This window comes from Flavobacterium collinsii (genome assembly GCF_902804485.1).
GTDB lineage: Bacteria > Bacteroidota > Bacteroidia > Flavobacteriales > Flavobacteriaceae > Flavobacterium > Flavobacterium collinsii.
Genome location: NZ_CADCST010000127.1, coordinates 22,555 through 48,298 on the forward strand (window position 1 = coordinate 22,555; position 25,744 = coordinate 48,298).

Genomic DNA, 25,744 nt, shown 5'->3' on the forward strand with positions numbered 1-25,744 from the left:
TTCATAGGCTCAGAGGTTCAAAGGAACAAAGGTTCTGAGTATTGAACGTATATTTAGAAAAGTAAACCCTACAGTTTTTTAAAATCTGTAGGGTTTGTTTATTTTAGTGAGGGAAAAATTTTGTTCCTTTGAACCTTTACCCCTCTGTATCTAAGAAAAAACAATCGTTTTGTTGCTGTAAACCATTGTTTTACGTTCGGCATGAAGTTTTATTGCTCGGGCTAAAACGATGCGTTCTAAATCGCGTCCTTTCATGATAAAATCTTCAACGGAGTGAATGTGTGAAACTCTGGAGATATCCTGTTCGATAATTGGTCCTTCATCCAGTTGTTCTGTTACGTAATGGCTAGTTGCCCCAATAATTTTGACACCTCGTTTAAAAGCCGAATGATATGGTTTTGCCCCGGGAAAGGCCGGCAAAAACGAATGATGAATGTTAATGATTTTATTCTCGTAAAGTGAAATCAGTTTTGGAGTAATGATTTGCATGTAACGCGCCAATACAATAAAATTAATCTGATACTTTTTTAAAAGTTCAATTTGTTTGGCTTCCCCTTCTTCTTTATTGTCTTTTGTAAAAGGCACGCAGTGAAACGGAATATCAAATCGTTCTGCAATCGATCGCAAATCATTATGATTGCTAATGATGAGAGGTATTTCTATATTTAATTCGCCTGCACTGTAACGGCCAAGGATGTCAAACAAACAGTGATCGTATTTTGAAACAAACAATGCCATTTTGGGTTTCTGTTCCTGATTGTACAAATCCCAGGACATATCAAAATCAGCTGCTATAGTTTTTGCAAAATCTTCTTTTATCGATTCAGGGCTCACATAATGATTGGTGAGTTCACATTCTAATCGCATAAAAAACACATTTTGTTCTATATCAACATGCTGATCGATATAAGTAATATTTCCTTCTACTTTAGCAATAAAAGTCGTCACTGCGGCGATAATTCCTTTTTGGTCTTTACAGTGAATTAGAATGGTTATTTTTTGCATTTGGTTATTGGTTAACAAATAAACAGTTTAACAATAAAAATTATTTTTTGTCCTGCATGGCGAATACTTTTTTCAATAAAGGAGATGTTCTCGCATTGATATTGGTACGGATGTCTTTTTCTTCGACAGCAATCATTTTAAAAACACCTGCCAAAGCCTGATTCGTTGTATAATCAGTCAAATCAGGGTTTACTTTTCGCACTAAAGGGATGGTGTTGTATTTCTTGATTATGTTTGTCCAGACTACATCGGCACCTACTTTTTCAAAAGAAGTTTTGATTACCGGATTGAATTTTCCGTATAAAGCAGTTGTAGTACTGTTTTGTAAATAGCTGGTTGCGGCGTTTTCGCTGCCCAGTAAAATGTTTTTGGCATCAGCAAAAGACATGTTTTTAACTGCGGAAATAAATATTGGAGTTGCTTCTTTAACGGCATCTTCGGCAGCGCGATTGAGTACTTTGATACCTTCATCTGCAAGAGATGATAATCCGATTCTTCGCAAGGTAGCATCAACCCTTTGTAATTCTTCCGGCATTAAGATTTTTACAGCCTCATTTTTATAAAAACCATCCTCAGCGGTTAATTTGCTTACTTGCTGCGTAATTCCTTTGTTTAAGGCTTCTTTTAATCCCGAAGCGATGTCGATACCACTGTTGCCTTTAATTTTTGACGACAATTGTGATAATTGATCTAAGGTTTTTTGTACCTGAGCATAAGAACTAAAAGAAAATGTAAGGGCAAGTGATAGAATTAAAATCTTTTTCATTAAATGAGTTTTATAAGTTTCAAAAATACTACTTATTCAAAAATAAAGCCACAATTTTATTTCAGGAGGTTAAACAATTTGTTGCATCCTTAACAATGTTCTTTGGGAGGTTCTAAGGTGCTGAGGTTCTGAGGGACTAAGTTTTTACTGTTTTTTGTTTCTGATAACCCGTTGGGTGTAATTGCTTTTAACACATAGTAACATAGATTCGGTATCTATAAAAAAGACGTTTTACTTCATTTAAATAGACATAGCCTCTTATGTGAAAGAAATATATTTCTTTTTGGGTCTCTTTTTACACTTAAATTCTATGTTTCTATGTGTTAAATCATCTTTTTGTTAATTGCACCCAACCGGTTTCTGATGAATAAATCAGTCAGAATTATTATTCTATTTTACTAAAGCCTCTTCCTCTTAGTAACTCAGGACCTTAGTACCTTTTTTGAGTAATAGGAGTAGGTGGTATAAATGCAAAAGAGGCTCAATTGCTAAAATTGAACCTCTTTTAATTTTTTGTACTTCGTAGTACTATGTATTTTTATTTTTGGATTACAAATTTACCGTCTTTCTCACAGTAAACATCATTTGAGTTGGATTCGTATTTTTTAAAGCATGAATCTCCAGTTTTTTCGACCAAAATAAAACTGTTATCATACGAAATGAATTTTAACTCAAGACCTTTATCAGTAGTGATTGTTGTTTTATCATTAACTACTACAAAATCAACTTCTCCATTATCTTTGTAAGCCCAAACTTTTGCGGCAGTTGGATCATTAGAATCCATAATACTTCCCTCTGCACGATTGGCAAAACGATCGGTTTTTAATTTTCCTGTCAGTTTTTTATCATTTTGAGACACGCTTCCGTTGATATAGATAAAGTAAGCCGAATCAAATGTTGGGTTTTCAACTTTAGCAGTTAAGTTTTTTTGGTTAACCGTCATTAAACTTGTAATATTTGCTTGAGCTTCGCCTGGCCATAAACTAATCATACCGGCACCTTGTTTAGCTGTTTCAAGATATTCTAAAGATTTATCAAAGTTTAACAGAAACATTTGTGTCAAGGCTAAGTTCAGGTAAATTACTTTGTTGTAATCTTTCGGCTTTAATTTTTTGTATTCTTTACCAACATAACTCAAATAGAATTTTTCTAATTCTGAAAGGTAGGATTGGTCTAAAGAATTGGCAGCAATTTTGTTTAAAAATTCATCTGTTTTAGTGTTAAACTCAACAAGTTCGCTAAACTCCTCCGCTTTTTCAAATAAACCGTAGTTTAAAGTAAATTCTTTTTCAGTAATAAGAATGTTATTGTCACTAAGGTATTTATATCCTATATTATTCAAATCGCTGGCTAAGCTTTGATTTGGTTTTCCGTTAACATAAGTACCAGAATACATTCTGGCATTTGTACCTTTTTCATATAAGATTTCATTGTTTTTTCCTAAAACTAAATATTTGAAATCTCCATCTAAAAGGTAAGTACCATTATCGGCTCTTTTATAAGTAGCTCCTTTGTACCCCATTAAAACGCGAACGTCGGGATTGGTTGTATCTTTTTTAGTGTAATCTTCAATTGTATTTTTAGTAACATTATGCTCATAAGTTTTTGAATTCTTCTTGGCATATGTTGCATTCCAAGTGTCATCTCCTTGAATGATAATGTTATATGTTTTAATGTTTTTAAAAGAGTCTGATTTTGGGATGGTAATTTTAACTTTTTTCTTGTTAGTGTCTGCTTTTTGAGCATAAGAAGTACCGCTGATTAGGGCTAGCAGCAAGAACATTGTAATTTTTTTCATAGGTTTATTTTTGCCCAAATATAGGAATATGGACGTGAAGCAAACTACTAAAAAGAATGTTTTTAAAGGAAAAAAATCGTGCGAAATAAACGGTATTCCATCAGTTGTTTACACAGATGGATCTTAGAATTAGTGTTGAATCTGGTTGGTTTGGAGTGTAATTTTATTTTAAAAGAATTATAGATTTATTACTTAGGGATTATTTTGAAACAATTTAGTAACTCAGATCTGTTAAGTGTAATTCATTTTAACACATAGTGACATAGGTACTCCGTCCGCAAAAAAGGCGTTTCACTTCATTTAAATACATATAACCTGCTATGTGAAAGAAATGTATTTCTTTTTTCCTTCTCTTTTACACCTAAATTCTATGTTTCTATGTGTTAAATCAATTTTCTGATATTTACATTTAATGGGGTAAAATTGGGATAAAAGTATAGTGTAGATCGTATTTTTTATTTTTTTAGTAAATCAATTTTTTCTTTAGTGTCTTCAACATAAAGACTCATTTCATCGTATTTCCAGGTTCCGTTTTTGGTACCCACCACAAATAAAGTTCCTCTGCTTTTAGAACCTCGTATTGGAATTTGTAAGTTGCAATGTTCTATGCTATTAGTTGAATTAACACTGCCTGAGGCAATTCCGTTATCTTCAATTGGGCTGCCCAATTTCTCCAGTACTATGGTGTTATGCTGTGCTTCGTTCATGGCAGCTTTATAAGAATCAGATTCTTTGAGCATAGAAGTTATTCCAAAGAAAAGTCCGGTAAGAAACAAACCAAAAAGGACTAAAAGGCTCAAACATCCTGTTGGTACAAACCATTTCCAGTTTCTGTCCCACCAGCTTTTTCTAACTTCAGTATAATCGTCTTCCATAAAAAGGGTAATTTTAGATTTGAGTTTGAATGATTAAAGATACTATTATTCTTCCAAACTCTAAATTCAAATCTAAAATTACCCTATTAAAAATTACAGCTTCAATTACAGATCTTTTGATGAAGAGAACTAGCTAATTGGTTAAATTTTACTTAGATACTACTCCCGTCTGAGGAGAAACCGTTTTGTTTAATTCACCATCTCGCTCATAAACATCCTGAAAGAAACCAATTTCTCCATTTTCATTGACTAGCGAAGTAAAATATGTAATATAAATAGGTACTTTTTTAGTTAGTTTAAAACTGTTTTCTGTTTTACCCGCCATAGCTTTATCTATTTTATCGGGAGTCCATTCAGGATAATCTTTAAGCATGGCAGCAGCTAATTCTTTAGCCATTTTTATGTTTATACAACCATGGCTGAACGTTTTTTTTTCAAAATCGAATAAAGTTTTAGATGGAGTATCATGCATATAGATGTCATCAGGGTTCGGAAACATAAATTTTACTAATCCTAATGAGTTTTCAGGACCTGGTTTTTGTCTTACCTGACCATTTACTATTTCCATATTATGTTTGGCAAGATAATTTTTATCCTCAGCGATTTTACTTTTCAACTCATTGTTTACAATACTTTGCGGAACGGTCCAATAAGGGCTAAAAACGATTTTCTCAATTTCGCCATTAAAAATGGTTGTTTTTGTTAATGGTGCTCCAACAAAGACACTCGAAGACAGTTGCACCTTCCCATTTTTTACATAAATCAATTCGTACGAAGGAACGTTGACTAAAACATACTCATCGCAACCGGCCATTTGATCCGAAATAATGCGACATCTCTCCATGTTAAGTTTTAGGGTCTCCATTTTATCAGCAAGAGGAACATTCATTTCTTTAATATGTTCTTCTGCTAAAATATAGTTAGGTTTGAAACCGTTACGAACTTTATATTTCATTACCGCATCCATTAATTCACGGTCGTAAACGTTACTTTTAGAATCCTTTTTTAAATCCCCAAATAAGTATAAACGGGTTCGGACTTGGGAGATAGTATTTGAAACAGCATCCGGACGTAAATCTTTATAAGGTGTTTCTTCCGGAACAATAGGCTTCCATTTATTAGAACGGTCTAGTTTTTTATATTTTTTCAGAACGTCCTGTAATTTATAATATTGATCATAGGTTACTTTAATATTTTCAGTGGTCGAAGTAGTGGCTTCTTCGATTGTACTGTAATTTAAAAAATCTTTCAGCATAGCATCATACGACATTTTTTTTCCGGCATCTGCATTACTTTTTTTGGCGTAAGCAATATATAGAGAACTCAAAAGCATATCTGCATCTGTTTTAGACAGCTTTGTTGCTGAAGAAGAAAAAAGAGCATCGATTTCTTTTTGATAAGGAACAACCAAATCATTCGTTTTTTTAGTTTTTTGATATAATGCAGAACCAAACTCATTGATGGCATCTTCATCAAACCAAATAGTTCCCGGAGTTCTGTTTTTGTATAATGACATGACGTCAGACTTATATTTTTTCAAATCAGAATATCTTTTAAAGAAGTCATTTGAAATTTCGTTTACATTATCAGAACCTAAATTCTTGTAAACGGGCGCGAAAGTTGAAGTTTTTTTATAAAAAACGTTCTTATGATCAGTTTTGGCAAAAGACGAAACAAAAAAACTTAGAACTATAATTAGGCTGAGTGGATATAATGTTTTCATTTTTTAAATTTTTACGGTGTTACTTTTGTAGGTAGTTTTAGGTAAAAATTTGGGGTTTTTCTATACTACTAAATTACTTTACAATGTTGATTTACAGGTTCTTGTATTTTGTTTAAATATTTCAAGATTTCCATGTTGTTAACCTTTTTATAAGACTTATATAGGATAAATCAACTTAGTTTTCAAATTGTTACCCCTCTAAAAGAAAAAAGATTCTTTTTTTTGTTAACAAAAAGATATTAGCATGATCAAATGTTGTAATATTTTGTAAATTGCTCCCTTAAAATTATCATATTCATAAAATGGAACAACAAATACCATATATTCCTAAAAATAAAGTAAGAATTGTAACCGCAGCGTCTCTTTTTGACGGACATGATGCAGCGATAAACATTATGCGTCGTATTATTCAGTCAACCGGAGTTGAGGTCATTCACCTTGGGCACGACCGTAGTGTCGAGGAAGTGGTAAATACTGCTATTCAGGAAGACGCGAATGCGATTGCGATGACATCGTATCAGGGAGGACATAATGAATATTTTAAATACATGTATGACTTGCTGAAAGAAAAAGGAGCAGGACACATTAAAATTTTTGGAGGCGGAGGCGGAGTAATCCTTCCAAGCGAAATTTCAGAATTACACGAGTATGGTATCACGAGAATTTATTCTCCGGATGATGGTCGTTCTTTAGGTTTACAAGGAATGATTAATGATTTGGTGCAACGTTCCGATTATCCAATTGGAGATCAGTTAAACGGAGAAATCGATCATATCGAAAATAAAATTCCAACAGCAATTGCACGTTTGATTTCGGCAGCAGAAAACTTTCCTGAAATCGCAAAACCTGTTTTTGATCAGATTCACGAAAGCAATACCGATTCTAAAATTCCGGTTCTTGGAATTACCGGAACAGGTGGAGCCGGAAAATCTTCTTTGGTAGATGAACTGGTTCGTCGCTTTTTAATTGATTTTCCTGAGAAAACAATCGGATTGATTTCTGTCGATCCGTCAAAAAGAAAAACAGGAGGAGCATTATTGGGAGACAGAATCCGTATGAATGCCATTAACAATCCTCGTGTGTATATGCGTTCGCTGGCGACACGTCAGTCGAATTTGGCATTGTCTAAATATGTTGCTGAGGCCATTCAGGTTTTAAAAGCAGCAAAATACGATTTGATCATTCTTGAAACTTCAGGAATCGGACAATCAGATACCGAGATTATGGACCACTCTGATGTGTCCTTATATGTAATGACACCAGAGTTTGGAGCAGCAACACAATTGGAGAAAATCGACATGCTTGATTTTGCCGATTTGGTCGCTTTGAACAAGTTTGACAAAAGAGGGGCATTAGACGCCATTCGTGACGTTAAAAAGCAGTACCAGCGCAATCATAATTTATGGGATAAAAATCCGGATGAAATGCCGGTTTTCGGAACCATCGCTTCTCAGTTTAACGATCCGGGAATGAACACGCTTTATAAAGCGATCATGGACAAGATTGTAGAGAAAACACAATCGGAGTTGAAATCTACTTTTCAGATTACGAAGGAAATGAGCGAGAAAATTTTCGTGATTCCACCACACAGAACCCGTTATTTATCAGAAATTGCAGAGAACAACCGATCTTATGACGAAAGTGCTCTTTTGCAACAAAAAGTAGCACAAAAATTATACGGGATCTTTAAAACCATAGAAACGGTTTCAGGGAAAGTTCCGCAAATTAATAAAGCAGGAATCGATGATTCGACTGTTTTACCAAGCGCTACGGAAGCACATGACGAAAACAGAATCTTTTTAAACCTGTTACTCAATCAGTTTGATAAGGTAAAAATGGATTTAGATCCATACAACTGGGAAATTATTTTGAATTGGGACGAAAAAGTAGCCAAATATAAAAATCCGGTGTACAGCTTTAAAGTACGAGATAAAGAAATTAAAATCGCTACACATTCAGAAAGTTTGTCGCATTTGCAAATTCCAAAAATTGCTTTACCTAAGTACGAAGCCTGGGGAGATGTATTACGTTGGAATTTACAAGAAAACGTTCCGGGAGAATTTCCGTTTGCGTCAGGATTGTACCCGTTTAAACGTGAAGGCGAAGATCCGTCAAGAATGTTTGCAGGAGAGGGCGGACCGGAAAGAACCAACAAACGTTTTCATTATGTGAGTGCAGGATTGCCGGCAAAACGACTTTCGACTGCCTTTGATAGTGTGACTTTGTATGGAAACGATCCGGATATTCGTCCTGATATTTATGGAAAAATCGGTAATGCCGGAGTTTCTATTTGTTGTCTTGACGATGCTAAGAAACTGTATTCAGGTTTCGATTTGGTTCATGCTTTAACCTCGGTGAGTATGACCATCAACGGACCAGCGCCAATGTTGTTAGGTTTCTTTATGAACGCAGCGATTGATCAGCAATGCGAATATTACATCAAAGCCAATGATTTAGAGAAAGAAGTTGAAGCCAAAATCAACAAAATATATAAGGAAAAAGGAACAGAACGTCCGAAATACCAAGGCGATTTACCGGAAGGAAACAACGGTTTGGGATTAATGCTTTTGGGGGTTACCGGAGATCAGGTTTTGCCTTTGGACGTTTATAACGATATCAAAGTAAAAACCTTATCGCAAGTTCGTGGAACCGTTCAGGCCGATATTTTGAAAGAAGATCAGGCACAAAACACCTGTATTTTCTCTACCGAATTTGCCTTGCGATTAATGGGTGACGTTCAGGAATATTTTATTACACAAAACGTTCGTAATTTTTACTCCGTTTCGATTTCAGGATATCATATTGCCGAGGCAGGAGCAAACCCAATTACACAGTTGGCCTTTACGCTTTCGAATGGTTTCACTTACGTGGAATATTACTTAAGCCGTGGTATGAACATCAACGATTTTGGACCAAACTTATCGTTCTTCTTCTCGAATGGAGTAGATCCTGAGTATTCAGTAATCGGACGTGTGGCACGTAAAATTTGGGCAAAAGCCATGAAAAACAAATACGGAGCCAATGAAAGAGCGCAAATGCTAAAATATCATATTCAAACTTCCGGGCGTTCATTACACGCACAGGAAATTGATTTCAACGATATCAGAACGACATTGCAGGCTTTGTATGCGATTTACGACAACTGTAATTCATTGCACACTAATGCTTACGACGAAGCGATTACCACACCAACCGAAGAATCAGTGCGCAGAGCAATGGCGATTCAGTTGATTATCAATAAAGAATTAGGTCTGGCGAAAAACGAAAATCCAATCCAGGGATCGTTTATCATCGAAGAATTAACCGATTTGGTAGAAGCTGCCGTTTTACAGGAATTCGACCGCATTACAGAGCGTGGTGGAGTTTTGGGAGCTATGGAAACCATGTACCAACGTTCTAAAATTCAGGAAGAAAGTTTGTATTACGAAACCCTAAAACACAACGGAGATTTCCCAATTGTGGGGGTAAACACCTTCCTGAGTTCAAAAGGATCTCCAACAGTAATTCCGGCGGAAGTAATACGCGCTACCGAAGAAGAAAAACAATATCAGATTACGATGCTCGATAACTTACGCCAGTTCCACGAAGCAAAAGTAAACGAGCATTTAAGTAAGCTACAAGAAGCCGCCATTAAAAACGAAAACTTATTCGCTCATTTAATGGAAGCTACAAAAGTTTGTTCGCTGGGTCAGATTACTTCAGCCTTGTTTGAAGTAGGCGGGCAGTATAGAAGGAACATGTAGCTATTTTGAGAATCAATAAAATAGAGGATTAGTTTTTTAATTAATCCTCTATTTTTTTTACTACTTTTTAATTATTAATATATATTTACGTACTAATTTTTCAAGCTATTGTCTAATTAAATTTATACTATTAAAATCCTATGAAAAGAAAATTACTCTTAGTTTTTTTTACGCTTTTATTTATTGAAGCAAATGCACAACAAGAAATTTATAATTTTTCTCCTGACAATACTAGCCCTCAATTTTTCGAAAAATTTAATGGAAAAATCTATTTTGAAGGATATGATACAAATAATGGAAGAGCTTTATGGAAAAGTGACGGAACTTCGGAAAATACCTTTTTTTTCAAAGATACACACAGCCGAAATGATAAGATTTCGACATTAAAAAGCGGATCTGCTATTTTGAATAATACCTTGTATTATATTGCATCTGATGAGACTTCAGCGGGGGAATTATGGAAAACTAACGGAACTATTGAGGGGACCATAAAAGTTACAAATTTTCTTAATGGGAAAGTTACAACGCTAACAGTAGTAGGTAATGTAATTTATTTTATAATAGCAAAAGGAGATGGTAAAACGAGTATTTGGAAAACAGATGGAACAGAATTAGGGACTGTATTGGTTAAAGAAATCTCACCTACATGGAATGATCCTAGTTTTGAAGGGAAATGTAGCAATTTGTTTATGTTTTCAATTCAGCCAGCCGGGACAAACAATACAAGAGTATGGCGAAGTGACGGAACCTCTGAAGGGACCTTTCCCATAACTGAAGAATTAGATGGTAATGGCTCAGGAATGGTTGGCGGTTCGGGAGGTTCTAGTATTTTAACTCAGTTTATAGAGTATAATAATAAACTTTATTTTGCAAGTAGGCATTTTTTATTTGAAACTGATGGAACCGTAGAAAACACAAAAAATGTTGCCACAGTAAGAAATCCTTTATTAGGGGGATTGGTTTACTATGATGATGTCATAGCTGTAAATAATAGCTTGTATTTAATGTTTGTTACTCAGAAATCATTTGCAAATACTATAGGAAATATAAGTATACTTAGGTTTGATACATTAAACAATACAATTGTTTCAGTTTATGAGAAAAAAATCGATAAATATTTTTTAGCATCAAGTTTAACCAGAACAGGTAATTCCATAACTTTTACAACTTCAAACGCAAATGGAGGAACGGAGTTAGTTTCTTTAAACTTAAGTGATAATGTAGTTTCTAGTATAGGAGAATTAGCGGGAGCAAATGATTTAGAAGAATCCTCTATAGCTCTTTCAATTAATCTGGTCTCAATGCTAAAGTTTAATGAAAATCAATATTTTATTCGTGCGGGGAGAGATAAAATTAACAATAGAAAAGGTTGGATATATGATTTGGATGTGAAAACTTTAGAAAGTATAAGTAACCTAGATAATGCTCGATTACCTTTTGAATTTAATAATTATTTGTATTATTCTAAGGATGGTAAACTTTGGAAATACTCTAATAACTTAAGTATTCCATTAATAGAAAGTGGGTCATCTCTGGTATTTTATCCAAATCCCGCAACTGACTTTGTAAACATACAGGATGAATATAAAAATGAAGTTGAAAATGTTCAGATTTTTGATTTAAATGGAAAGGTAGTAAGTGGTAAGACTGATTTTGCTACTGATAAAATAGATGTGTCTAGGTTAAATCAGGGAACTTATATTTTGAAGGCTAAGGTTAAAGGAACTGTAATTTCAAAAAAAATAATAAAAAATTAAAATCTCCATGCTAGCGCGAGCGTCCCGCTCGTGCCCCCCTGCTAGTGTTAGCATCCCGTTCTTGAACTCAAAGTCTATCTTCCCCAGTTTGCTATCTCGACTAAAAGGAGAAATCCTCACGAGAAGCTTGACAAAGATTGAATTTTCGTTACGGAGCTACTTGCGAAGATTTCTCCTTACGTCGAAATGACAAGATTACGTAAAAACTTTGCGATTTAGCGCCTTTGCGAGATTTTGGCGTTAGAACTTTCCCCCCGCTAGGGCGAGCGTCCCGCTCGTGAACCCAAAGTTTATAAAACAAATTAAAATTAAGTCGATGCGCACGAGCGGGACGCTCGTGCTAGCGAGGAGCGAGTGTGATTTGCTTCACCTATTCGCTATCACTTGAGTCTCCTTCGCCGGAATGATAATATTGTGGTTATTTTAGTGAGTTAAGCTTTCTTTTTTACAGGAACTTTTGTTTTTAATTTTTCAATAAGAGCGTCGGCTTCTTGATATAGGGAAATCGATCGCAGTGATTCTGCATAGCGGTAGTAATATTCGGGTTCTAAATCGGTGGTAAGGGCAAAAAGCTCGCGGTACCATTTTGCGGCTTTGTCCATATTACACTTGGCATAAGAGGAGTTTCCTAATTTTTGAAATAAATCTACAGATTTGTAGCCTTTTGCGGCAACCCTTTCGTAGGTTTTCATCACATCAACATAAACGTATTTGTCGCTTACCTTATTGGTTTGATAAAACTTTTCATCCTGAGCAGAAACACGAATAGAAAACAGAGTCAGTAGCATTACAATAGCTAGTTTTTCTTTCATGAAAATGGATTTAAATGGGGACTTGATATTTTTATTATTTTTTTTGAACAATTTAAAAGCAAAGGATTTATTTAATGTTAGCTGATTGTGTTTTTGCAAATATATCTAAATCAGTAATATAAGATGTATTTTGGCGATCTTTTTTTGATTTTATCGATAAAATTGGAGTCGAAAACAATAGTAAATACTTGTCTGGTAAATAATTTCTTATGGATGTAAAAACGTTTAAGAATTGTAATTATTTTAGTTGCGCTAAAAGAAAACTAACTTTATACAGATTTAGAGAACGGCAGTATGAGAATTGAAGACTATTTAAGTAAAATAAATGATTTCTGTATTGAAGAAAATAGATTGGGAAATTCTGTTATTGCTGAGCTGGAAGAACTTATTTTAAAAACTTCGTTAGAGAGTAGTCAAAGCTATTTTACATTGGGGATGCTTTTTCAAAAATCAGATAGTAATCGTATTGTATTAAATTCAGAAACATTTCAATTTATTGCCAATTGTTGTGGCTTGATGTTTATTGATGAGAAAGAAACCGGAAATGTTTGTTTCGCGCACAGTCAGGAATTACGACCTGAGTTTAAACAAAGCTTCACAGCAATTGATGTTTTAGATTTGAGTTATGCTATTTTGCATTCGTCATTTTATAGAAAAGATTTAAAAGTAACTGAACTAAAAAATCCCATACCACAAGAGGCTGCTGTATTTTGGAAATTAGTTCAAATAGGGAAGGAATTACGAGATAAAAAAAAGTAATAAATTAGAAAAAAGCATCGGTTGATGCTTTTTTAATTTTCAAGGGAAAGTAAATTTTGAAGTTATAATGAAAATTGTATTAGAAAATAAAGGAATTAAAACAGATACTTATTATGTACCACCTTTTGTTTTACACGAAGGAGAAGAAATTCTTTTGTTTCTTTTTAATGGAGGATGTTTTTATGAGACAGAGATGTTTCTTAAAGATATTTTTTGCGGCACCACAAAAAATGAAAATGTGACTTTGCATAGAAAGATGACCTTTGTTGAGCATTTTAAAGAATCAAACTTTAGGAGTCGTTTTTACCCTACAACTGTTGGAGAATATTTGAGAAAAAATGCAAATCTGGACGATCCGTTTTCAAAAAAAATATTCGAAATTGAATGGATTACCAGTAAAACAAAAGTGAGTACGCTTGCCGGAACTCCAAGGAGGCTTTTGTGTTTGTATGCGGCGTTATCTAAAACAAAAGATATTGTATTTGATTTGGTTGGGCAAGATCCTGCCGGAGCTGAGTTTGCTTTTAAAATGGTGAAAGAAGCTGTGAAAGATGGTGGTTCGGCAATTTTACTGGATTGCTTTACTGGTACGAAAGAACATGCTTCAAAGTGCATTGAACTAGAATGGAATGACAGTAGTTTACCAACTAATAAAGAGTTTAAATTTAACTTTAAGTAAAACAATTTGCGACAGAAAACTGGGCTCTACATTGCTTTATACCCAAGTAAACTCCGATTGTATAAATAAAATTAAAATTAAATGGGCAGAATGTGGAAAACCGTAAGATGATCCCAAAGATTAAATTTATTTTAGCAGAAATAAAAGTGGAGTTGAGAGACCACTTAAATAAACGAGGAGTAACTGAAAATCCTAAAGAGTAGGGAAACAAAACAAAAAATAAAAATATGTTTACAAAATTGGTTTACAAAGCGGTTATGTGTCTTGGTTTAACTTTAGTAATGCAACAGAGTGTTCTTGCGCAAGCAAAAACAAAAGATGAATTAAAAGCAGAACGTGAAGTTTTAAAGTCAGAGATGAAATCAAAAGATGCAGAAGATCGTAAAGCTAAGCTTGAAAAATTGACTGAACCTAAAACTTCAGGTATCTCAAGTATTGACGGGCTTGCATCAAATTCAACACAAATGTTAACTTCTACAAAGGAAATTAATGTATTAATTCCTGAAATGTACAAAAGAACAGTTGGTGAGTCTGTTGATGGTGTTGCAGATGTAACTGTTAAAAAACCTACTTTAGATGAACTTAGTGCTTTGGGATTAAATATTGCGACACAAATAAAAACAGTATCTGATGCATCAGCAACTATTGCAACAGCTTCATCTGATTTAAAAAGTGCCGGAATGATGCAAGCTCCTAAAGGTGCAAAATCATTAGGTTATTCAAAAGATGTATTGGCTTTAGTTTTACCAGAATTAAACTTAAACTTAAAAGTTGTAAATAATTTAATTTCGACTTTAAAATCATCAGGTAACTATTAATTATATGAGAAATTTAATTTTTCTTTTATTACTGTTTGTGAATGGCTTAACAGGCTATTCACAGGCAGCAGTAAAACCAGTTTTAGGCGTTGCTGAATTTACTTCAGAGGTAAATTCTAAATATTCGGGTGCAGTTGCTGAAAAAGTAGTTCAGGTTGTTACTAATTCAAAACGTTTTACCGTTGTTGACAGAACAAGTTACGACAGAGTAAAAGATGAATTGGAATTACAAAAAACAGAAGCTTTTCTTGATAGTAAAAACACTGCAAAACAAGATGCAGCCTTAGCAGCTGAAAATATCATTGTTGGAAATATTCTAAAAATGAGTGTGTATGCAATGAAAAATACAGATGGTAGTGTAAATGGCTATAAATCTAGTGTTGCTTTTACTCTAAAAGTTAACGAAGTAGAGACCGGAAAAACAACAGAAGCTGAAAGCTTTCAAACTGATGTTAGTCCGCTAATGCTATCACCGGAAAGCGCTGTAAACGAGGCTTTAAAATCTATTGAGCCTAAGTTGAGTGCGTACTTCATCAAGACATTTCCATTAACTACTAAAATTAGTAAAATCCTTGCTACAAAAAAAGAAGCTGCTGCTACGGTCTTAATTTCAGGTGGTAAAGAATTTGGATTTAAAGAAGGTGATAAATTAATCGTTGAAAAAAACGAATTAATTGATGGTAAGCCTTATCCGTCGCAAATTGGAGAACTAAAAGTGGTAAAAATTGCAGGAAGTGATTTTTCTGAATGCAGTGTTTCTGATGGCGGAAAAGAAATTTTAGCAAGATTTAATGCTGCTGAAAAGTTAACTTGTAAACTAATCGTAAAATAACAGTGTATGTTACTACAAAAAAGAATAGGTGCTTTAATTATTCTGGTTTTACTTTCGGTAAATTATAGCTTTGGTCAAAAAAAGCTTCCAACGCCCCAGGTTAATTATGTTTCAGGAAATGCAGGAACAATTACTATGCGAGCAATTGGTAGTGGCAAAAAGCAGCAAGATGCTATTAGCGAAGCCGAAAAAAATGCGATCAATGTATTGCTTTTTAGAGGGCTTCCGGAATCGGAGCAAAAAAGTGCTTTAATTGGAAGTAATGAATCAGAAGAAATAGAAAAACACAAAGAATATTTTGATCAGTTTTATACTCAAAAAAGATATAAAACTTTCATTATGTCGAGTATTCCTGTGGGAGATTTTGCCAGACAAAATGGTGGTGTAAAGAGTCAAACTTTAGATGTTAAAGTGAATCTGCTGGCATTGCGAACTGACCTTGAACAAAACAACATAATCCGCAAGTTTGGATTTTAAAATAAAATTTATGAAATATAAATGTATACAGTACATTGTTTTATTTGTAACGTTTTGCGTTACAAATTTTGCATTTAGTCAAAATGCTGCAACAAATAGCGGCGGACAAGTTGTAACAGTTCAGCCTAAAATAATGGTAATTCCTTACACAAGAGAAGGAGAAGATTTGCGAACTGTTCTGGAAGAAGATCCAAATAAAAGAATTGCGATAACAAAAATTAAAGAAGGTTTTGATAGTAGAGGATTTACAACTGTAGATTTTATTGCAAAATTAAAGGCAGCTAAAGACAATCACGTTTTTACGTCTGATAGTCAAACCGATATCAAATCACAAATTATTCAAATGTCCGGAGCTGATGTTTATGTTCAGGCAGAAGTTATAATTGATCAGTCGGGTTCAGGAAATTCAGTTAAATTAATTTTGACAGGTTATGAAGCTTCAACTGGAAATTCATTGGCCAATAAAGTTGGTGAAAGCGGAAGATTTTATACCGAAGATTACAACAAATTGGCTTCGAAAGCTGTTGAAAGTTGTATTCAGGATTTCTTAAATGTAATGCAGACCAAATTTACAGATATTGTAAACAATGGTAAATCTGTAATTGTAGACATTAGTTTTGATGCAGGTTCTCAGCACAATATGACTTCAGAAATTGGTTCTGACGGACTTCCGTTATCAGACCAAATTGAAGCTTGGATGGAGAAGAATGCATTTAAGAATAATTACCACATTCAAGGTACAACAGATTTAAAAATGATCCTTGACGATGTAAAGATTCCATTAAAAGATCAGGCAACGGGTAATAATTACAATCCAAACAAATTTGCACTTGAACTTTTTAAATTCTTCAAAGGATTAGGCTTGCAACCGGCAAAGGATATTAAAAGCAGTACAATTTACATTACAATTAAATAAATAGAGATGAAAAACATTTATTTTATAATAATAGTTTCACTTTTTTCCTTTATGTCGAAAGCACAAACAAGTAAAGATATAGGGAAAATTTCTCTTTCGGTAGTGGTTCCTGAATATATGGAGGACTTAAGTGATTCTCAACTTTCAAAATTAGACACAAAAATTTCTCAAATTGTGACAGCTTCTGGCTTATCAGATTCAGGTTATAATAATAATTTTGTTATTTATCCAAAATTTGCGATTAATGAAACTAACGTTGTTGAAGGCGGAATGCAAAATATAACTGTTGTTTCTATTGAATTAAGTTTATTCGTTAAACAAGTAGATAGCAATATTTTGTTCTCAACAATTAGTAAAGCAATCAAAGGTAGCGGAAGTAGTAAAGAATTGGCAATCACAAATGCAATTACAAAAATTGCAGTAAATGACCCAGGCTACAAGAAGTTTATTGATGAAAGTAAAACGAAGATTTTTAAATATTATGAAACAAAATGTTCAGATCTTATTAAAAAATCTGATGCATATGTAAAAACACAGCAGTTTGAAGAAGCTTTGGGGTTGCTAATGTCAATTCCAGATGCTGTGAGCTGTTATAGTCAAGTTCAGGTTAAAGCAATTGAAGCCTATAAAGGTTTTCAAAAAAAGAATTGTGCTAAGCAAATACAATTAGCAAGAAACACAATCGCAGCAAACAATTATGTTGATGCATTGAATATTTTATCTGACATAGATCCATCTTCTCCTTGTTTTAAAGAGTCGCAAACTATTGCAAAAACTGTTGAAACAAAAGTTAATGCTGAGGAGAAAAAACAATGGGATTTTCAAATGAAACAATACAATGACGAAGTAAGTTTAGAAAAACAAAGAGTAAATGCAATTAAAGATATTGCTGTTTCTTATTACAAAAGTCAAACATCGGATATTAATTACACATTAATTGTGAAGTAGAAATGAGCTAGTTGGCTTAAACTCTTTTGCGAAAAAACGTGATTTTAATACTCAAAGTTTTAATTTATTTGAAGCTGATCTGTGAATCGGAATAGGTAAAAAAAAAAGCATCAGCCACGCTGATGCTTTTCAATTTCAAGTAAAAAACAATTAGCGACGGAAAGCAGGGCTTTTATTCACTGATTCGTCCATCTTAACAGTTTTTGATTTTTTAGCAGAAACCGTAATTTCATGTTTGGCAACTTTACCATTTTCTTTTACTTCCAGAATATAAGTTCCGGCAGGATATGCCTCTAAACTTAAAGTTTTTGAAACCTCTAATTCGTTTGCTACAGTTTCTCCTGTGTACACCAAATTTTTGTTTTCATCATAGATAGTAAAAACTGATTTCTCAACGGAGTTTAAAGTAAAACTAACTACTTTTCCATTTCCGGTTTTTATATTCAAAATATAATCCCCTTTTCCATCAATTGCATACGTAAAAATTGTTGTTAAAAATACGGCAACAACTAAGCCCACCTTCGTTAAATTTGTCATGTCTTTTTTAATTGTTTATTACTCTTTTTGGAACGTGTAAAACTACAAATAGAAATTTAATTTTATGCAAAAAACTTACTTTTTTCTGTACTTAAATTGCTGAATTAAAGATGTTTCTGTGTTTTATACGAACTATATACGTATTTACTGGGATGACGGTTGTTTTTATTTGCTATTTTTTTAATAGTGTAAAAACGACCTTTTTATAATTATTAAGAATATTTTTCTAAAATTATAGAGATCAGTTGTTTGTGATCGGAAATGGACATAAAAAAACAGCTCAATAACGATAAAGAGCTGTTTAAAACGTATTATTTTACTAACTAGATAAATTCACTTTTATACTGACTCAGTATAAACTTTTTTAACGTACTGCTACGCTTGTTTTTTTAGCAGAAAAACCTGCTTTATAACTGGATGAAATTGCTTTTCTTGACAATACTGTGGCAGCATCGGTAATTGTAATTTCATGTCTTACTTTTTTTATACTATCCTCAACCTCTAAGAAGTAAGTTCCTTCAGGAAGTTCTTCCAGATTAAAAGTTCTCAAAATTCCATCTTTACCTGAAGCATTTTCAGAATAAAGTAAACTACCGTCTTTATCATAAATGGCGAGGTTAGCTTTTTGCACTTTGTTAAGGGCAAACGTAATCAGCTTTCCGTTGGCTTTTAATACATGAAGATTAAAATCTTCATTTCCGTCAATTGCATACGTACTCATTCCTGTAAAAAGCACTGCACATACTAAACTTAATTTTAAAATCTTTTTCATGACTTTTGTTTTTTAGATTAATAGTTCTAATTCTCTGATGCTAAATTACTTCGGAGATGCTAATTTTCTCACAACTCTATTTTCTTATTTATGTGCTATATTCTCATTTACGAAACCGTTATAGGTTAAATTTTGAATTTTGTTTAAGGTTATTGTTAATTATGTTGTTATGGTTTAATGTTTTGAAAAAGTTAAGGTAATGTGGTTTTGTCTCTATTTCTTACAAAAATCATGTTTAAGAATTTACCTGCAAGGTGCGCAAGGTTTTCTATCAAAGATTGTTTGTAGTAACCGTAAAGTTCGCAAGGCTTTATCAATAATTAGCTTTGCGAACTTTGCGTTTGTGTAAGAAATATAAATAAAAAAACCTTGCGCACCTTGCGGTTAAACGATTAAGTTATAAGCAAAAAAAAACAGCTCAATAACCACAAAGAGCTGTTTTAAAACAATCACGTTTTTACTTTACTAACTATCTAACCTCATTTTTATACTTTATGCGAGTATAAACTTTTTTAACGTACTGCTACGTTTGAATTTTGAGCAGAGAAATCTGCTTTATATGTAGATGAAACTGCTTTAGAAGATAATACTGATTTGTCATCGGTTATCGTAATTTCATGTCTCACTTTTTTAACACTGTCTTCAACTTCTAAGAAATAAGTTCCTTCCGGAAATTCTTCTAAACTAAAAGTTCTTAAAATTCCATCCTTACCTGAAGCGTTTTCAGTATAAAGTAAAGAACCGCTTTTGTCATAAATACTCAAACTTGCTTTGTGTACCTGGTTTAGAGCAAACGTAATTAGCTTTCCATTAGCTTTTAATACATGAAGGTTGAAATCGTTGTTACCGTTTTCATTTCCATCAATTGCATAAGTACTCAACCCGGTTAAAAGGACTACACAGACAAAACTTAATTTTAAAATCTTTTTCATAGCTTTTAGTTTTAAATGATTAACTCATTTCTCTGATGCTAAATTACTTCTATAACAGTTTTTTTTGCACAACTCTATTGGCCAATTTATGTGCTGTATTCTCATTTACGAAACCGTTATAGGTTAAAAAGTAAATTATGTTAGGTGTTTTTGTTAAATTTGCTATTATTTTTTAAAGACTCTATCATGAAGACTATTGCCCCAGCTCTTGAAGTGATATCTAATTCTTACGGAAGCTCCTTTACCTATACCAAACATGCTGAGAAAACCAACAGCAAGGCACATATATGGCATTACCATCCCGAAATTGAGTTGGTTTACATAAATGGGGGGGCAGGGAAAAGACAAATAGGGAGCCATGTTTCTTATTATACCAATGGTAGTTTGCTTTTGATAGGGGCAAACCTGCCACATTGTGGTTTTACAAATGAACTAACAGGAAATAAAGATGAGACTGTAATTCACATTAAACCTGAATTTTTAGGGAATGACTTTTTTGTCGTACCCGAAATGAGAAAGGTCCGAAATGTTCTGAGTCAGTCAAAAGGAGGAATCGCTTTTGGTGGAGAAACGAAGAAAAAGGTAGGTGAAAGAATCGAAATGATGGAAAATCAACTTCCATTTGAGCGTTTGTTGACCCTTTTGAGTATTTTGGATGAGCTAGATTCATCAGAAGAATATATGGTGCTGAATGCCGACGGTTTTTCGTTAGAATTGCAAACGCAGGACAATGACCGTATGAATGTAATCTTTAATTACGTGAAGGACCATTTTCAGGAATCAATTGCGATAGACGAAGTTTCAAGTTTGATAAGCATGACAACACCTTCTTTTTGCCGTTACTTTAAAAAGATCTGTAATAAAACATTTACAGAGTTTGTAAACGAATACCGTTTGGTGCACGCTTCAAAACTATTGGCAGAGAAGCCTATAAGTATCAATGAAGTGTGTTACGAAAGCGGGTTCAATAATTTTAGTCACTTTAGTAAATCTTTCAAACAATATACTGGTAAAAGCGCCTCACAGTATCGTCTCGAACATAAAATTATTATTAGCTAAAGAGGATGTATTATTAAGTTTCTGAGATGCATCGTATTAACATTCAGAAAAAGTAAAGACTTTTTTTGCGTTTTTTGGAGTATAAAATCGGCGTTTCTGCAGGTTGTGTAGTTTTTTTGTCAATTTGCCGACAAAGGTTGTTGTTATAAAATTTATATTTACATGTTTGTTATGCTTAAAATGTAACAATCAGGGCAAGAATATATTTAACACAATCAACTAAACTTTATAACTGCATGAATTTATTTAGAAAACGAATTGCGTTTCTCCTTATTGGAATGGCTTTTTTAAGCTGTAGCAAAAAAGAAACGGTATTTTCAGATCCGCTACTAACCAACCGAGATACCACGGTAAACCCTGCTGAAGATTTTTTTAACTATGCTAATAATGGCTGGTTTAAAAAAAATCCTATTGCTGCTACTGATAGTAATAATGGTATCATGAGAATTGTAATGGATACTATTAATAAGCAAATTAAAAGTATCTGCGAAAACTCGGCAAAAGACGAATCCCTCGCCAAAGACAGCAACAAACAAAAGATAGGTGATTTTTACGCTTCAGGAATGGATACCACTGCGATTGAAAAAGCTGGTTTGTCTCCGTTAAATACAGAAATTAAAAAGATCAGTGAAATTAAAGATGTTTCGGGGCTGGTCAATACAATTGCACATTTGCAAACGGTTGGAGCAGATCCCGGTTTTTCATTTTATGTTGCACAGGATGATAAAATCAGCACCAAGTATGCGTTGTTTTTCGGGCAAGGTGGTATTGGAATGGGGCAAAGAGATTATTATCTGGATACTGATAAACGAAATGTTGAAATTCGTGCAGCATATTTGGCGCATCTTAAAACAATGATGCGATTAACAGGTGAAGAAGAATCTCTTGCTGCAAAAAATGCGGCAGTAATATTGAAACTTGAGACCGAACTGGCAAAATCATCCCGAAAATTAGAGCAATTACGTGATCCAATCAAAAATTACAATAAATTAAGTATTGATCAGTTCAATGCTCTTACGTCCAATATCGATTGGAAGAAAGTCCTGCCGATTTTAGGAGTGACCAAAGCTGATTCTGTAATTGTTGGTCAACCGGAATTTTTTAAAGCCCTAAATTCGACACTTAAAAGTTATACGATCGAAGAATGGAAAACGTATTTGAAATGGAATCTTATAAATAGTTATTCCCCTTATTTGAATTCGGCTATTGAAAAGCAAAATTTCAAATTCTATTCTACAGTATTAAACGGTGTATCGACTCAAAAACCACGTTGGAAGAGGGTAGTAGAACAAACCGATTCGTCTTTGGGAGAATTAATTGGTCAGGTATACGTTGCTGATTATATGCCAAAAGGTGTAAAAGAGAAACTGCTCGAAATAGGAAACAATATTCGTGACGTATTTGCTTCGCACATTAAAAAGTTAGACTGGATGAGTGAGGTTACCAAACAAAAAGCATTGTATAAGTTGAGTAAAATGGTAATGAAATTAGGGTATCCTGATAAATGGAAGGATATGAGCCAGCTTTCAATAGATAGAAACTCGTACTGCGGAAATGTAATGAAAGCCAATGTTTGGGAGTATAAATTTATGGTGAACAAATATGGTAAACCGGTTGACAGAAACGAGTGGGTTATGCAACCACAAACGTACAATGCTTATTACAACCCAAGTAATAACGAGATTGTAATACCAGCCTGTAACATTATCGTTCCGGGTTACGAAGGTCGTATGCCGGACGATGCCATACTATATGGAATTATTGGAGGTTCGTTTTTTGGACATGAGATCACACATGGTTTTGACGATCAGGGGAGTCAATACGATGAAAAAGGAAATTTAAACAATTGGTGGACAGCAGAAGATTTGAAGAAATTTAAAGCCAAGACAAAATTAATTGTAGATCAATACAACAAATTCAGCATACTTGGAAAAAATGTAAACGGAGATGCTACTCAAGGTGAAAATATTGCCGATTTGGGAGGTGTTATTATGGGGTATGAAGCATTTCAAAAAACAGCTCAATATAAAAACAAGGAAAAGATCAGCGGACTAACTCCTGATCAGCGTTATTTTCTAGCCTACGCTTATTCCTGGATGATCAATAGGAGGAATGAGTCAAAAATCAATCAAATTATGACCGATGTACATGCACCTGAGCAATTCAGAGTTAACGGGCCGTTGAGTAATATTCCGGAGTTTCATAAGGCATTCAATGTCAAAAAAGGAGATAAAATGTATCAGCCGGATAGCTTGCGAGTAGTAATCTGGTAATGCTTGTCTTTTTTAAATATCAAAGCCATTCGTTTCTACGAGTGGTTTTTTTTTGCCACAGATTTTGGGGATTAGAATGATTTTGATTTGGAGTTTTTTTTACCACGAATTCTACGAATTCCACGAATTTGATTTACGAATGTTGATGTTGGATATTTTTAATCTGTGGGAATCTGGTTAATCTGTGGCTGTTTTTTTGCCACAGATTTTGGGGATTAGAATGATTTTGATTTTGAGTTTTTTTGCCACGAATTCCACGAATTCCACGAATTACGCAAACTTAACTTGCGAATGTTAGTGTAGGATACTTTTACTCTGTGGGAATCTGGTTAATCTGTGGCTGTTTTTTTGCTGCAAATTACACGAATTGCGCAAATTTGATTTGCGAATGCTGGTGTTAGGTATATTTTAATCTCTAAGAATCCATTAATCTGTGGCTGTATTTTTTGAGTAATTTATGGCCCATTTAATTGGTGGAAATTTGTGAAATTCGTGGCAAAACTAACTTTCAAACCTAAATAAAAAAAAACAACAAATTCCCTGATTCTGCGTCGAAAAAACGACGGAGTTTTTTATAAGGTTCATTTTGAAAAAGTTATATTTACAATCCTTAATCAGAAAAATTTAAATATGAAAAACTTTAGAATTTTAGTATTTGCTGTTTTTTTGGGCGTTACTTCAATGAGTTATGCGGCAAAAGTAGATACATTACAAGTTGCAAGTACAGCCATGAGCAAAACCTACAAAGCCGCGGTTGTTTTGCCAAATTCGTATGCAAAAAGTAAATCGGCATTTCCGGTGATGTATTTACTGCATGGGGCTTACGGACATTTTAGCGACTGGCTGAAAAACACACCCAATAAAAAATTAGTGCAGAATTTATCCGATCAATACAATATTATTATTGTCATGCCCGAAGGAGAAACGTTTAGTTTTTATCTGGACAGTCCGGTGAATAAAGGAAGTCAGTTTGAAACTTTTATCACTCAGGAAGTGATTCAGAAAGTAGATAAAACATACCGAACCATAAGCAACAAAAGCGGAAGAGTCATTACAGGTCTTTCTATGGGAGGGCATGGCGCTTTGTATTTGTCTGCCAAACATCCGGATTTGTTTTGCGCAGCTGGTAGCATGAGTGGTGCGGTCGATATGAGTGTAATGCTTAATAGAGATGCATCGGCACAGATCGTAAAATTAATGCAGCCCGTTTTTGGGGATAAAAGCGACAGTTCCGAAATGTATGCGCAATATGCGGTAATGGGAATGTTAGACAAACTAAAAACAAATAAACTTCCTTTGATTATAGATTGTGGTGTAGATGATTTTTTGATAGAACCCAACCGAGAATTGCACCGAAGATTGGTTTATAATAAGGTAGATCACGATTATACCGAACGTGCGGGAGCACATACATGGGATTATTGGGAGAATTCATTGCCTTATCATGTATTGTTTTTTAATAAAATACTACTTAAAAATCAGCAGGTTATAAAAAAATAATAGAAAATTCTAACAAGAACGGTGCGAAATATTTTTTTTGGTTTGATTTTTGGGATACCTTTATATATGTATATTCTAAAAACAAATAATACCATAAAAATTATGAAAAAGATACTTACACTTTTCGCAGTTGCAGTCGTTGGACTAATCGGATTTTCAAGTTGTGAAGGACCAGAAGGGCCTATAGGTATTCCTGGGCCTGAAGCAGAGGTTTTTGAACTTCAAAATGTAAATTTTGGCTTTAATAAAGATGATGGTTATACTATCTATGAAAAATTGACACCAGTGATTTCTGATTCTGATGTACTTTTAATTTACAGACTGGTAGGAACAGTTAATCCAACTACTCCAATTTGGCAGCAAATTCCTAGAACAGTTTATACATCAAAAGGTGATTTTGATTACGATTTTGATTTTAGTAAAAGTGATTTTACTATTTATGCAGGAGGAAGTTATGATTTGGCTTTGACGCCTGAGTTTATAAAAAATCAAACTTTTAGAATTGTAATTGTGCCGGGAGCATTTTCAAGTACAGGTAAATCAGTAAATAAAGCCGATTACTCTGATTATAATGCGGTTATTAAAAAATACAACATTGATGATAGTAAGGTTAAGGTGCTAAACTAATCATTAGAGTATGATATAAAAAAAGGAGATCGAAAGATTAAAAGTGGTCGGAAGAAAAATCTTCCGACTTTTTTTGCTTTATCTATTTTATTTAACGAGATATTTCTTGTTTAAAATAATAGTTCTGGTTATATTT

General features: G+C 33.7%; 22 protein-coding genes. 13 read left to right on the forward strand and 9 right to left on the reverse strand.

Annotated elements, in window-relative coordinates:
* Positions 1-150: 150 nt before the first annotated feature.
* From purU to FLA105534_RS20475, 5 genes are all read right to left on the reverse strand, one after another.
* Positions 151-1,005, reverse strand: coding sequence for a formyltetrahydrofolate deformylase (gene purU, locus FLA105534_RS20455; RefSeq protein WP_173967938.1), 855 nt, complete (start codon positions 1,003-1,005; stop codon positions 151-153).
* Positions 1,006-1,045: 40 nt separating this feature from the next.
* Positions 1,046-1,771, reverse strand: coding sequence for a DUF4197 domain-containing protein (locus FLA105534_RS20460; RefSeq protein WP_173967939.1), 726 nt, complete (start codon positions 1,769-1,771; stop codon positions 1,046-1,048).
* Positions 1,772-2,309: 538 nt separating this feature from the next.
* Complete coding sequence (locus FLA105534_RS20465; RefSeq protein ID WP_173967940.1) at positions 2,310-3,569, reverse strand: hypothetical protein; 1,260 nt, start codon at positions 3,567-3,569, stop codon at positions 2,310-2,312.
* 455 nt (positions 3,570-4,024) lie between these two features.
* Entirely contained in the window at positions 4,025-4,444 is a 420-nt protein-coding gene (locus tag FLA105534_RS20470; RefSeq protein ID WP_173967941.1) for a cytochrome c oxidase assembly factor Coa1 family protein, read from the reverse strand.
* Positions 4,445-4,592: 148 nt separating this feature from the next.
* On the reverse strand, positions 4,593-6,167 hold the full coding sequence (locus tag FLA105534_RS20475) for a L,D-transpeptidase family protein (RefSeq protein ID WP_173967942.1): 1,575 nt from the start codon (positions 6,165-6,167) through the stop codon (positions 4,593-4,595).
* Between the two features lie 302 nt (positions 6,168-6,469).
* On the opposite strand from FLA105534_RS20475, the gene FLA105534_RS20480 reads away from it, so the two are divergent.
* Both FLA105534_RS20480 and FLA105534_RS20485 read left to right on the forward strand, forming a co-directional pair.
* Positions 6,470-9,910: a methylmalonyl-CoA mutase family protein gene (locus tag FLA105534_RS20480; protein WP_173967943.1), complete on the forward strand. Its 3,441-nt coding sequence runs from the start codon at positions 6,470-6,472 to the stop codon at positions 9,908-9,910.
* Positions 9,911-10,050: 140 nt separating this feature from the next.
* The gene (locus FLA105534_RS20485; RefSeq protein WP_173967944.1) at positions 10,051-11,667 is read left to right on the forward strand and encodes a T9SS type A sorting domain-containing protein; all 1,617 of its coding nucleotides are present in this window, start codon (positions 10,051-10,053) and stop codon (positions 11,665-11,667) included.
* Positions 11,668-12,098: 431 nt separating this feature from the next.
* Here the strand turns inward: FLA105534_RS20485 and FLA105534_RS20490 are convergent, their stop codons facing one another.
* Positions 12,099-12,479 (reverse strand): flagellar motor protein MotB, encoded by a 381-nt coding sequence (locus FLA105534_RS20490; protein WP_173967945.1) that lies wholly within the window; start codon positions 12,477-12,479, stop codon positions 12,099-12,101.
* A 294-nt stretch (positions 12,480-12,773) separates the two neighbouring features.
* On the opposite strand from FLA105534_RS20490, the gene FLA105534_RS20495 reads away from it, so the two are divergent.
* From FLA105534_RS20495 to FLA105534_RS20525, 7 genes are all read left to right on the forward strand, one after another.
* Positions 12,774-13,238 (forward strand): type ISP restriction/modification enzyme, encoded by a 465-nt coding sequence (locus FLA105534_RS20495; protein ID WP_173967946.1) that lies wholly within the window; start codon positions 12,774-12,776, stop codon positions 13,236-13,238.
* 67 nt (positions 13,239-13,305) lie between these two features.
* Positions 13,306-13,917 carry a hypothetical protein gene (locus FLA105534_RS20500; protein WP_173967947.1) on the forward strand — a complete coding sequence of 204 codons (612 nt, stop codon included), beginning with the start codon at positions 13,306-13,308 and terminating at the stop codon, positions 13,915-13,917.
* Positions 13,918-14,144: 227 nt separating this feature from the next.
* The gene (locus tag FLA105534_RS20505) at positions 14,145-14,735 is read left to right on the forward strand and encodes a hypothetical protein (protein WP_173967948.1); all 591 of its coding nucleotides are present in this window, start codon (positions 14,145-14,147) and stop codon (positions 14,733-14,735) included.
* 4 nt (positions 14,736-14,739) lie between these two features.
* On the forward strand, positions 14,740-15,567 hold the full coding sequence (locus tag FLA105534_RS20510) for a penicillin-binding protein activator LpoB (RefSeq protein ID WP_173967949.1): 828 nt from the start codon (positions 14,740-14,742) through the stop codon (positions 15,565-15,567).
* Positions 15,568-15,573: 6 nt separating this feature from the next.
* Positions 15,574-16,044 carry a hypothetical protein gene (locus tag FLA105534_RS20515; RefSeq protein WP_173967950.1) on the forward strand — a complete coding sequence of 157 codons (471 nt, stop codon included), beginning with the start codon at positions 15,574-15,576 and terminating at the stop codon, positions 16,042-16,044.
* Between the two features lie 10 nt (positions 16,045-16,054).
* Positions 16,055-16,960 carry a DUF6175 family protein gene (locus FLA105534_RS20520; protein WP_246253281.1) on the forward strand — a complete coding sequence of 302 codons (906 nt, stop codon included), beginning with the start codon at positions 16,055-16,057 and terminating at the stop codon, positions 16,958-16,960.
* 6 nt (positions 16,961-16,966) lie between these two features.
* Positions 16,967-17,908 carry a hypothetical protein gene (locus tag FLA105534_RS20525; protein WP_173967951.1) on the forward strand — a complete coding sequence of 314 codons (942 nt, stop codon included), beginning with the start codon at positions 16,967-16,969 and terminating at the stop codon, positions 17,906-17,908.
* A 150-nt stretch (positions 17,909-18,058) separates the two neighbouring features.
* Here the strand turns inward: FLA105534_RS20525 and FLA105534_RS20530 are convergent, their stop codons facing one another.
* The 3 genes from FLA105534_RS20530 to FLA105534_RS20540 all read right to left on the reverse strand — a co-directional run bounded on the left by FLA105534_RS20530 (position 18,059) and on the right by FLA105534_RS20540 (position 20,149).
* Positions 18,059-18,445, reverse strand: a complete 387-nt coding sequence (locus FLA105534_RS20530; RefSeq protein ID WP_173967952.1) for a secretion protein — start codon at positions 18,443-18,445, stop codon at positions 18,059-18,061.
* 364 nt (positions 18,446-18,809) lie between these two features.
* Positions 18,810-19,217: a secretion protein gene (locus FLA105534_RS20535; RefSeq protein ID WP_173967953.1), complete on the reverse strand. Its 408-nt coding sequence runs from the start codon at positions 19,215-19,217 to the stop codon at positions 18,810-18,812.
* Between the two features lie 512 nt (positions 19,218-19,729).
* Entirely contained in the window at positions 19,730-20,149 is a 420-nt protein-coding gene (locus FLA105534_RS20540; RefSeq protein WP_173967954.1) for a secretion protein, read from the reverse strand.
* Positions 20,150-20,335: 186 nt separating this feature from the next.
* Here FLA105534_RS20540 and FLA105534_RS20545 point away from each other — a divergent pair, with 186 nt between their 5' ends.
* The 4 genes from FLA105534_RS20545 (at position 20,336) to FLA105534_RS20560 (ending at position 25,608) form a co-directional block, all read left to right on the forward strand.
* A complete protein-coding gene (locus FLA105534_RS20545) occupies positions 20,336-21,208 on the forward strand; it encodes an AraC family transcriptional regulator (protein ID WP_173967955.1) in 873 nt (290 codons plus the stop codon).
* 236 nt (positions 21,209-21,444) lie between these two features.
* On the forward strand, positions 21,445-23,481 hold the full coding sequence (locus tag FLA105534_RS20550; RefSeq protein WP_173967956.1) for a M13 family metallopeptidase: 2,037 nt from the start codon (positions 21,445-21,447) through the stop codon (positions 23,479-23,481).
* A gap of 630 nt (positions 23,482-24,111) precedes the next feature.
* Positions 24,112-24,981, forward strand: a complete 870-nt coding sequence (locus FLA105534_RS20555) for an alpha/beta hydrolase (RefSeq protein WP_173967957.1) — start codon at positions 24,112-24,114, stop codon at positions 24,979-24,981.
* A 102-nt stretch (positions 24,982-25,083) separates the two neighbouring features.
* Entirely contained in the window at positions 25,084-25,608 is a 525-nt protein-coding gene (locus FLA105534_RS20560; RefSeq protein WP_246253282.1) for a hypothetical protein, read from the forward strand.
* The last annotated feature ends 136 nt before the right edge of the window (positions 25,609-25,744 follow it).

Coding starts and splice junctions, on each gene's coding strand:
- FLA105534_RS20545 (WP_173967955.1), top strand. CDS start 20,336: ATGAAGACTATTGCCCCAGCTCTTGAAGTGATATCTAATTCTTACGGA.
- FLA105534_RS20555 (WP_173967957.1), top strand. CDS start 24,112: ATGAAAAACTTTAGAATTTTAGTATTTGCTGTTTTTTTGGGCGTTACT.
- FLA105534_RS20465 (WP_173967940.1), bottom strand. CDS start 3,569: ATGAAAAAAATTACAATGTTCTTGCTGCTAGCCCTAATCAGCGGTACT.
- FLA105534_RS20520 (WP_246253281.1), top strand. CDS start 16,055: ATGAAATATAAATGTATACAGTACATTGTTTTATTTGTAACGTTTTGC.
- FLA105534_RS20475 (WP_173967942.1), bottom strand. CDS start 6,167: ATGAAAACATTATATCCACTCAGCCTAATTATAGTTCTAAGTTTTTTT.
- FLA105534_RS20530 (WP_173967952.1), bottom strand. CDS start 18,445: ATGACAAATTTAACGAAGGTGGGCTTAGTTGTTGCCGTATTTTTAACA.
- FLA105534_RS20540 (WP_173967954.1), bottom strand. CDS start 20,149: ATGAAAAAGATTTTAAAATTAAGTTTTGTCTGTGTAGTCCTTTTAACC.
- FLA105534_RS20460 (WP_173967939.1), bottom strand. CDS start 1,771: ATGAAAAAGATTTTAATTCTATCACTTGCCCTTACATTTTCTTTTAGT.
- FLA105534_RS20560 (WP_246253282.1), top strand. CDS start 25,084: ATGAAAAAGATACTTACACTTTTCGCAGTTGCAGTCGTTGGACTAATC.
- FLA105534_RS20505 (WP_173967948.1), top strand. CDS start 14,145: ATGTTTACAAAATTGGTTTACAAAGCGGTTATGTGTCTTGGTTTAACT.
- FLA105534_RS20490 (WP_173967945.1), bottom strand. CDS start 12,479: ATGAAAGAAAAACTAGCTATTGTAATGCTACTGACTCTGTTTTCTATT.
- FLA105534_RS20495 (WP_173967946.1), top strand. CDS start 12,774: ATGAGAATTGAAGACTATTTAAGTAAAATAAATGATTTCTGTATTGAA.
- FLA105534_RS20510 (WP_173967949.1), top strand. CDS start 14,740: ATGAGAAATTTAATTTTTCTTTTATTACTGTTTGTGAATGGCTTAACA.
- FLA105534_RS20525 (WP_173967951.1), top strand. CDS start 16,967: ATGAAAAACATTTATTTTATAATAATAGTTTCACTTTTTTCCTTTATG.
- FLA105534_RS20485 (WP_173967944.1), top strand. CDS start 10,051: ATGAAAAGAAAATTACTCTTAGTTTTTTTTACGCTTTTATTTATTGAA.
- FLA105534_RS20550 (WP_173967956.1), top strand. CDS start 21,445: ATGAATTTATTTAGAAAACGAATTGCGTTTCTCCTTATTGGAATGGCT.
- FLA105534_RS20515 (WP_173967950.1), top strand. CDS start 15,574: ATGTTACTACAAAAAAGAATAGGTGCTTTAATTATTCTGGTTTTACTT.
- FLA105534_RS20500 (WP_173967947.1), top strand. CDS start 13,306: ATGAAAATTGTATTAGAAAATAAAGGAATTAAAACAGATACTTATTAT.
- FLA105534_RS20535 (WP_173967953.1), bottom strand. CDS start 19,217: ATGAAAAAGATTTTAAAATTAAGTTTAGTATGTGCAGTGCTTTTTACA.
- FLA105534_RS20480 (WP_173967943.1), top strand. CDS start 6,470: ATGGAACAACAAATACCATATATTCCTAAAAATAAAGTAAGAATTGTA.
- purU (WP_173967938.1), bottom strand. CDS start 1,005: ATGCAAAAAATAACCATTCTAATTCACTGTAAAGACCAAAAAGGAATT.
- FLA105534_RS20470 (WP_173967941.1), bottom strand. CDS start 4,444: ATGGAAGACGATTATACTGAAGTTAGAAAAAGCTGGTGGGACAGAAAC.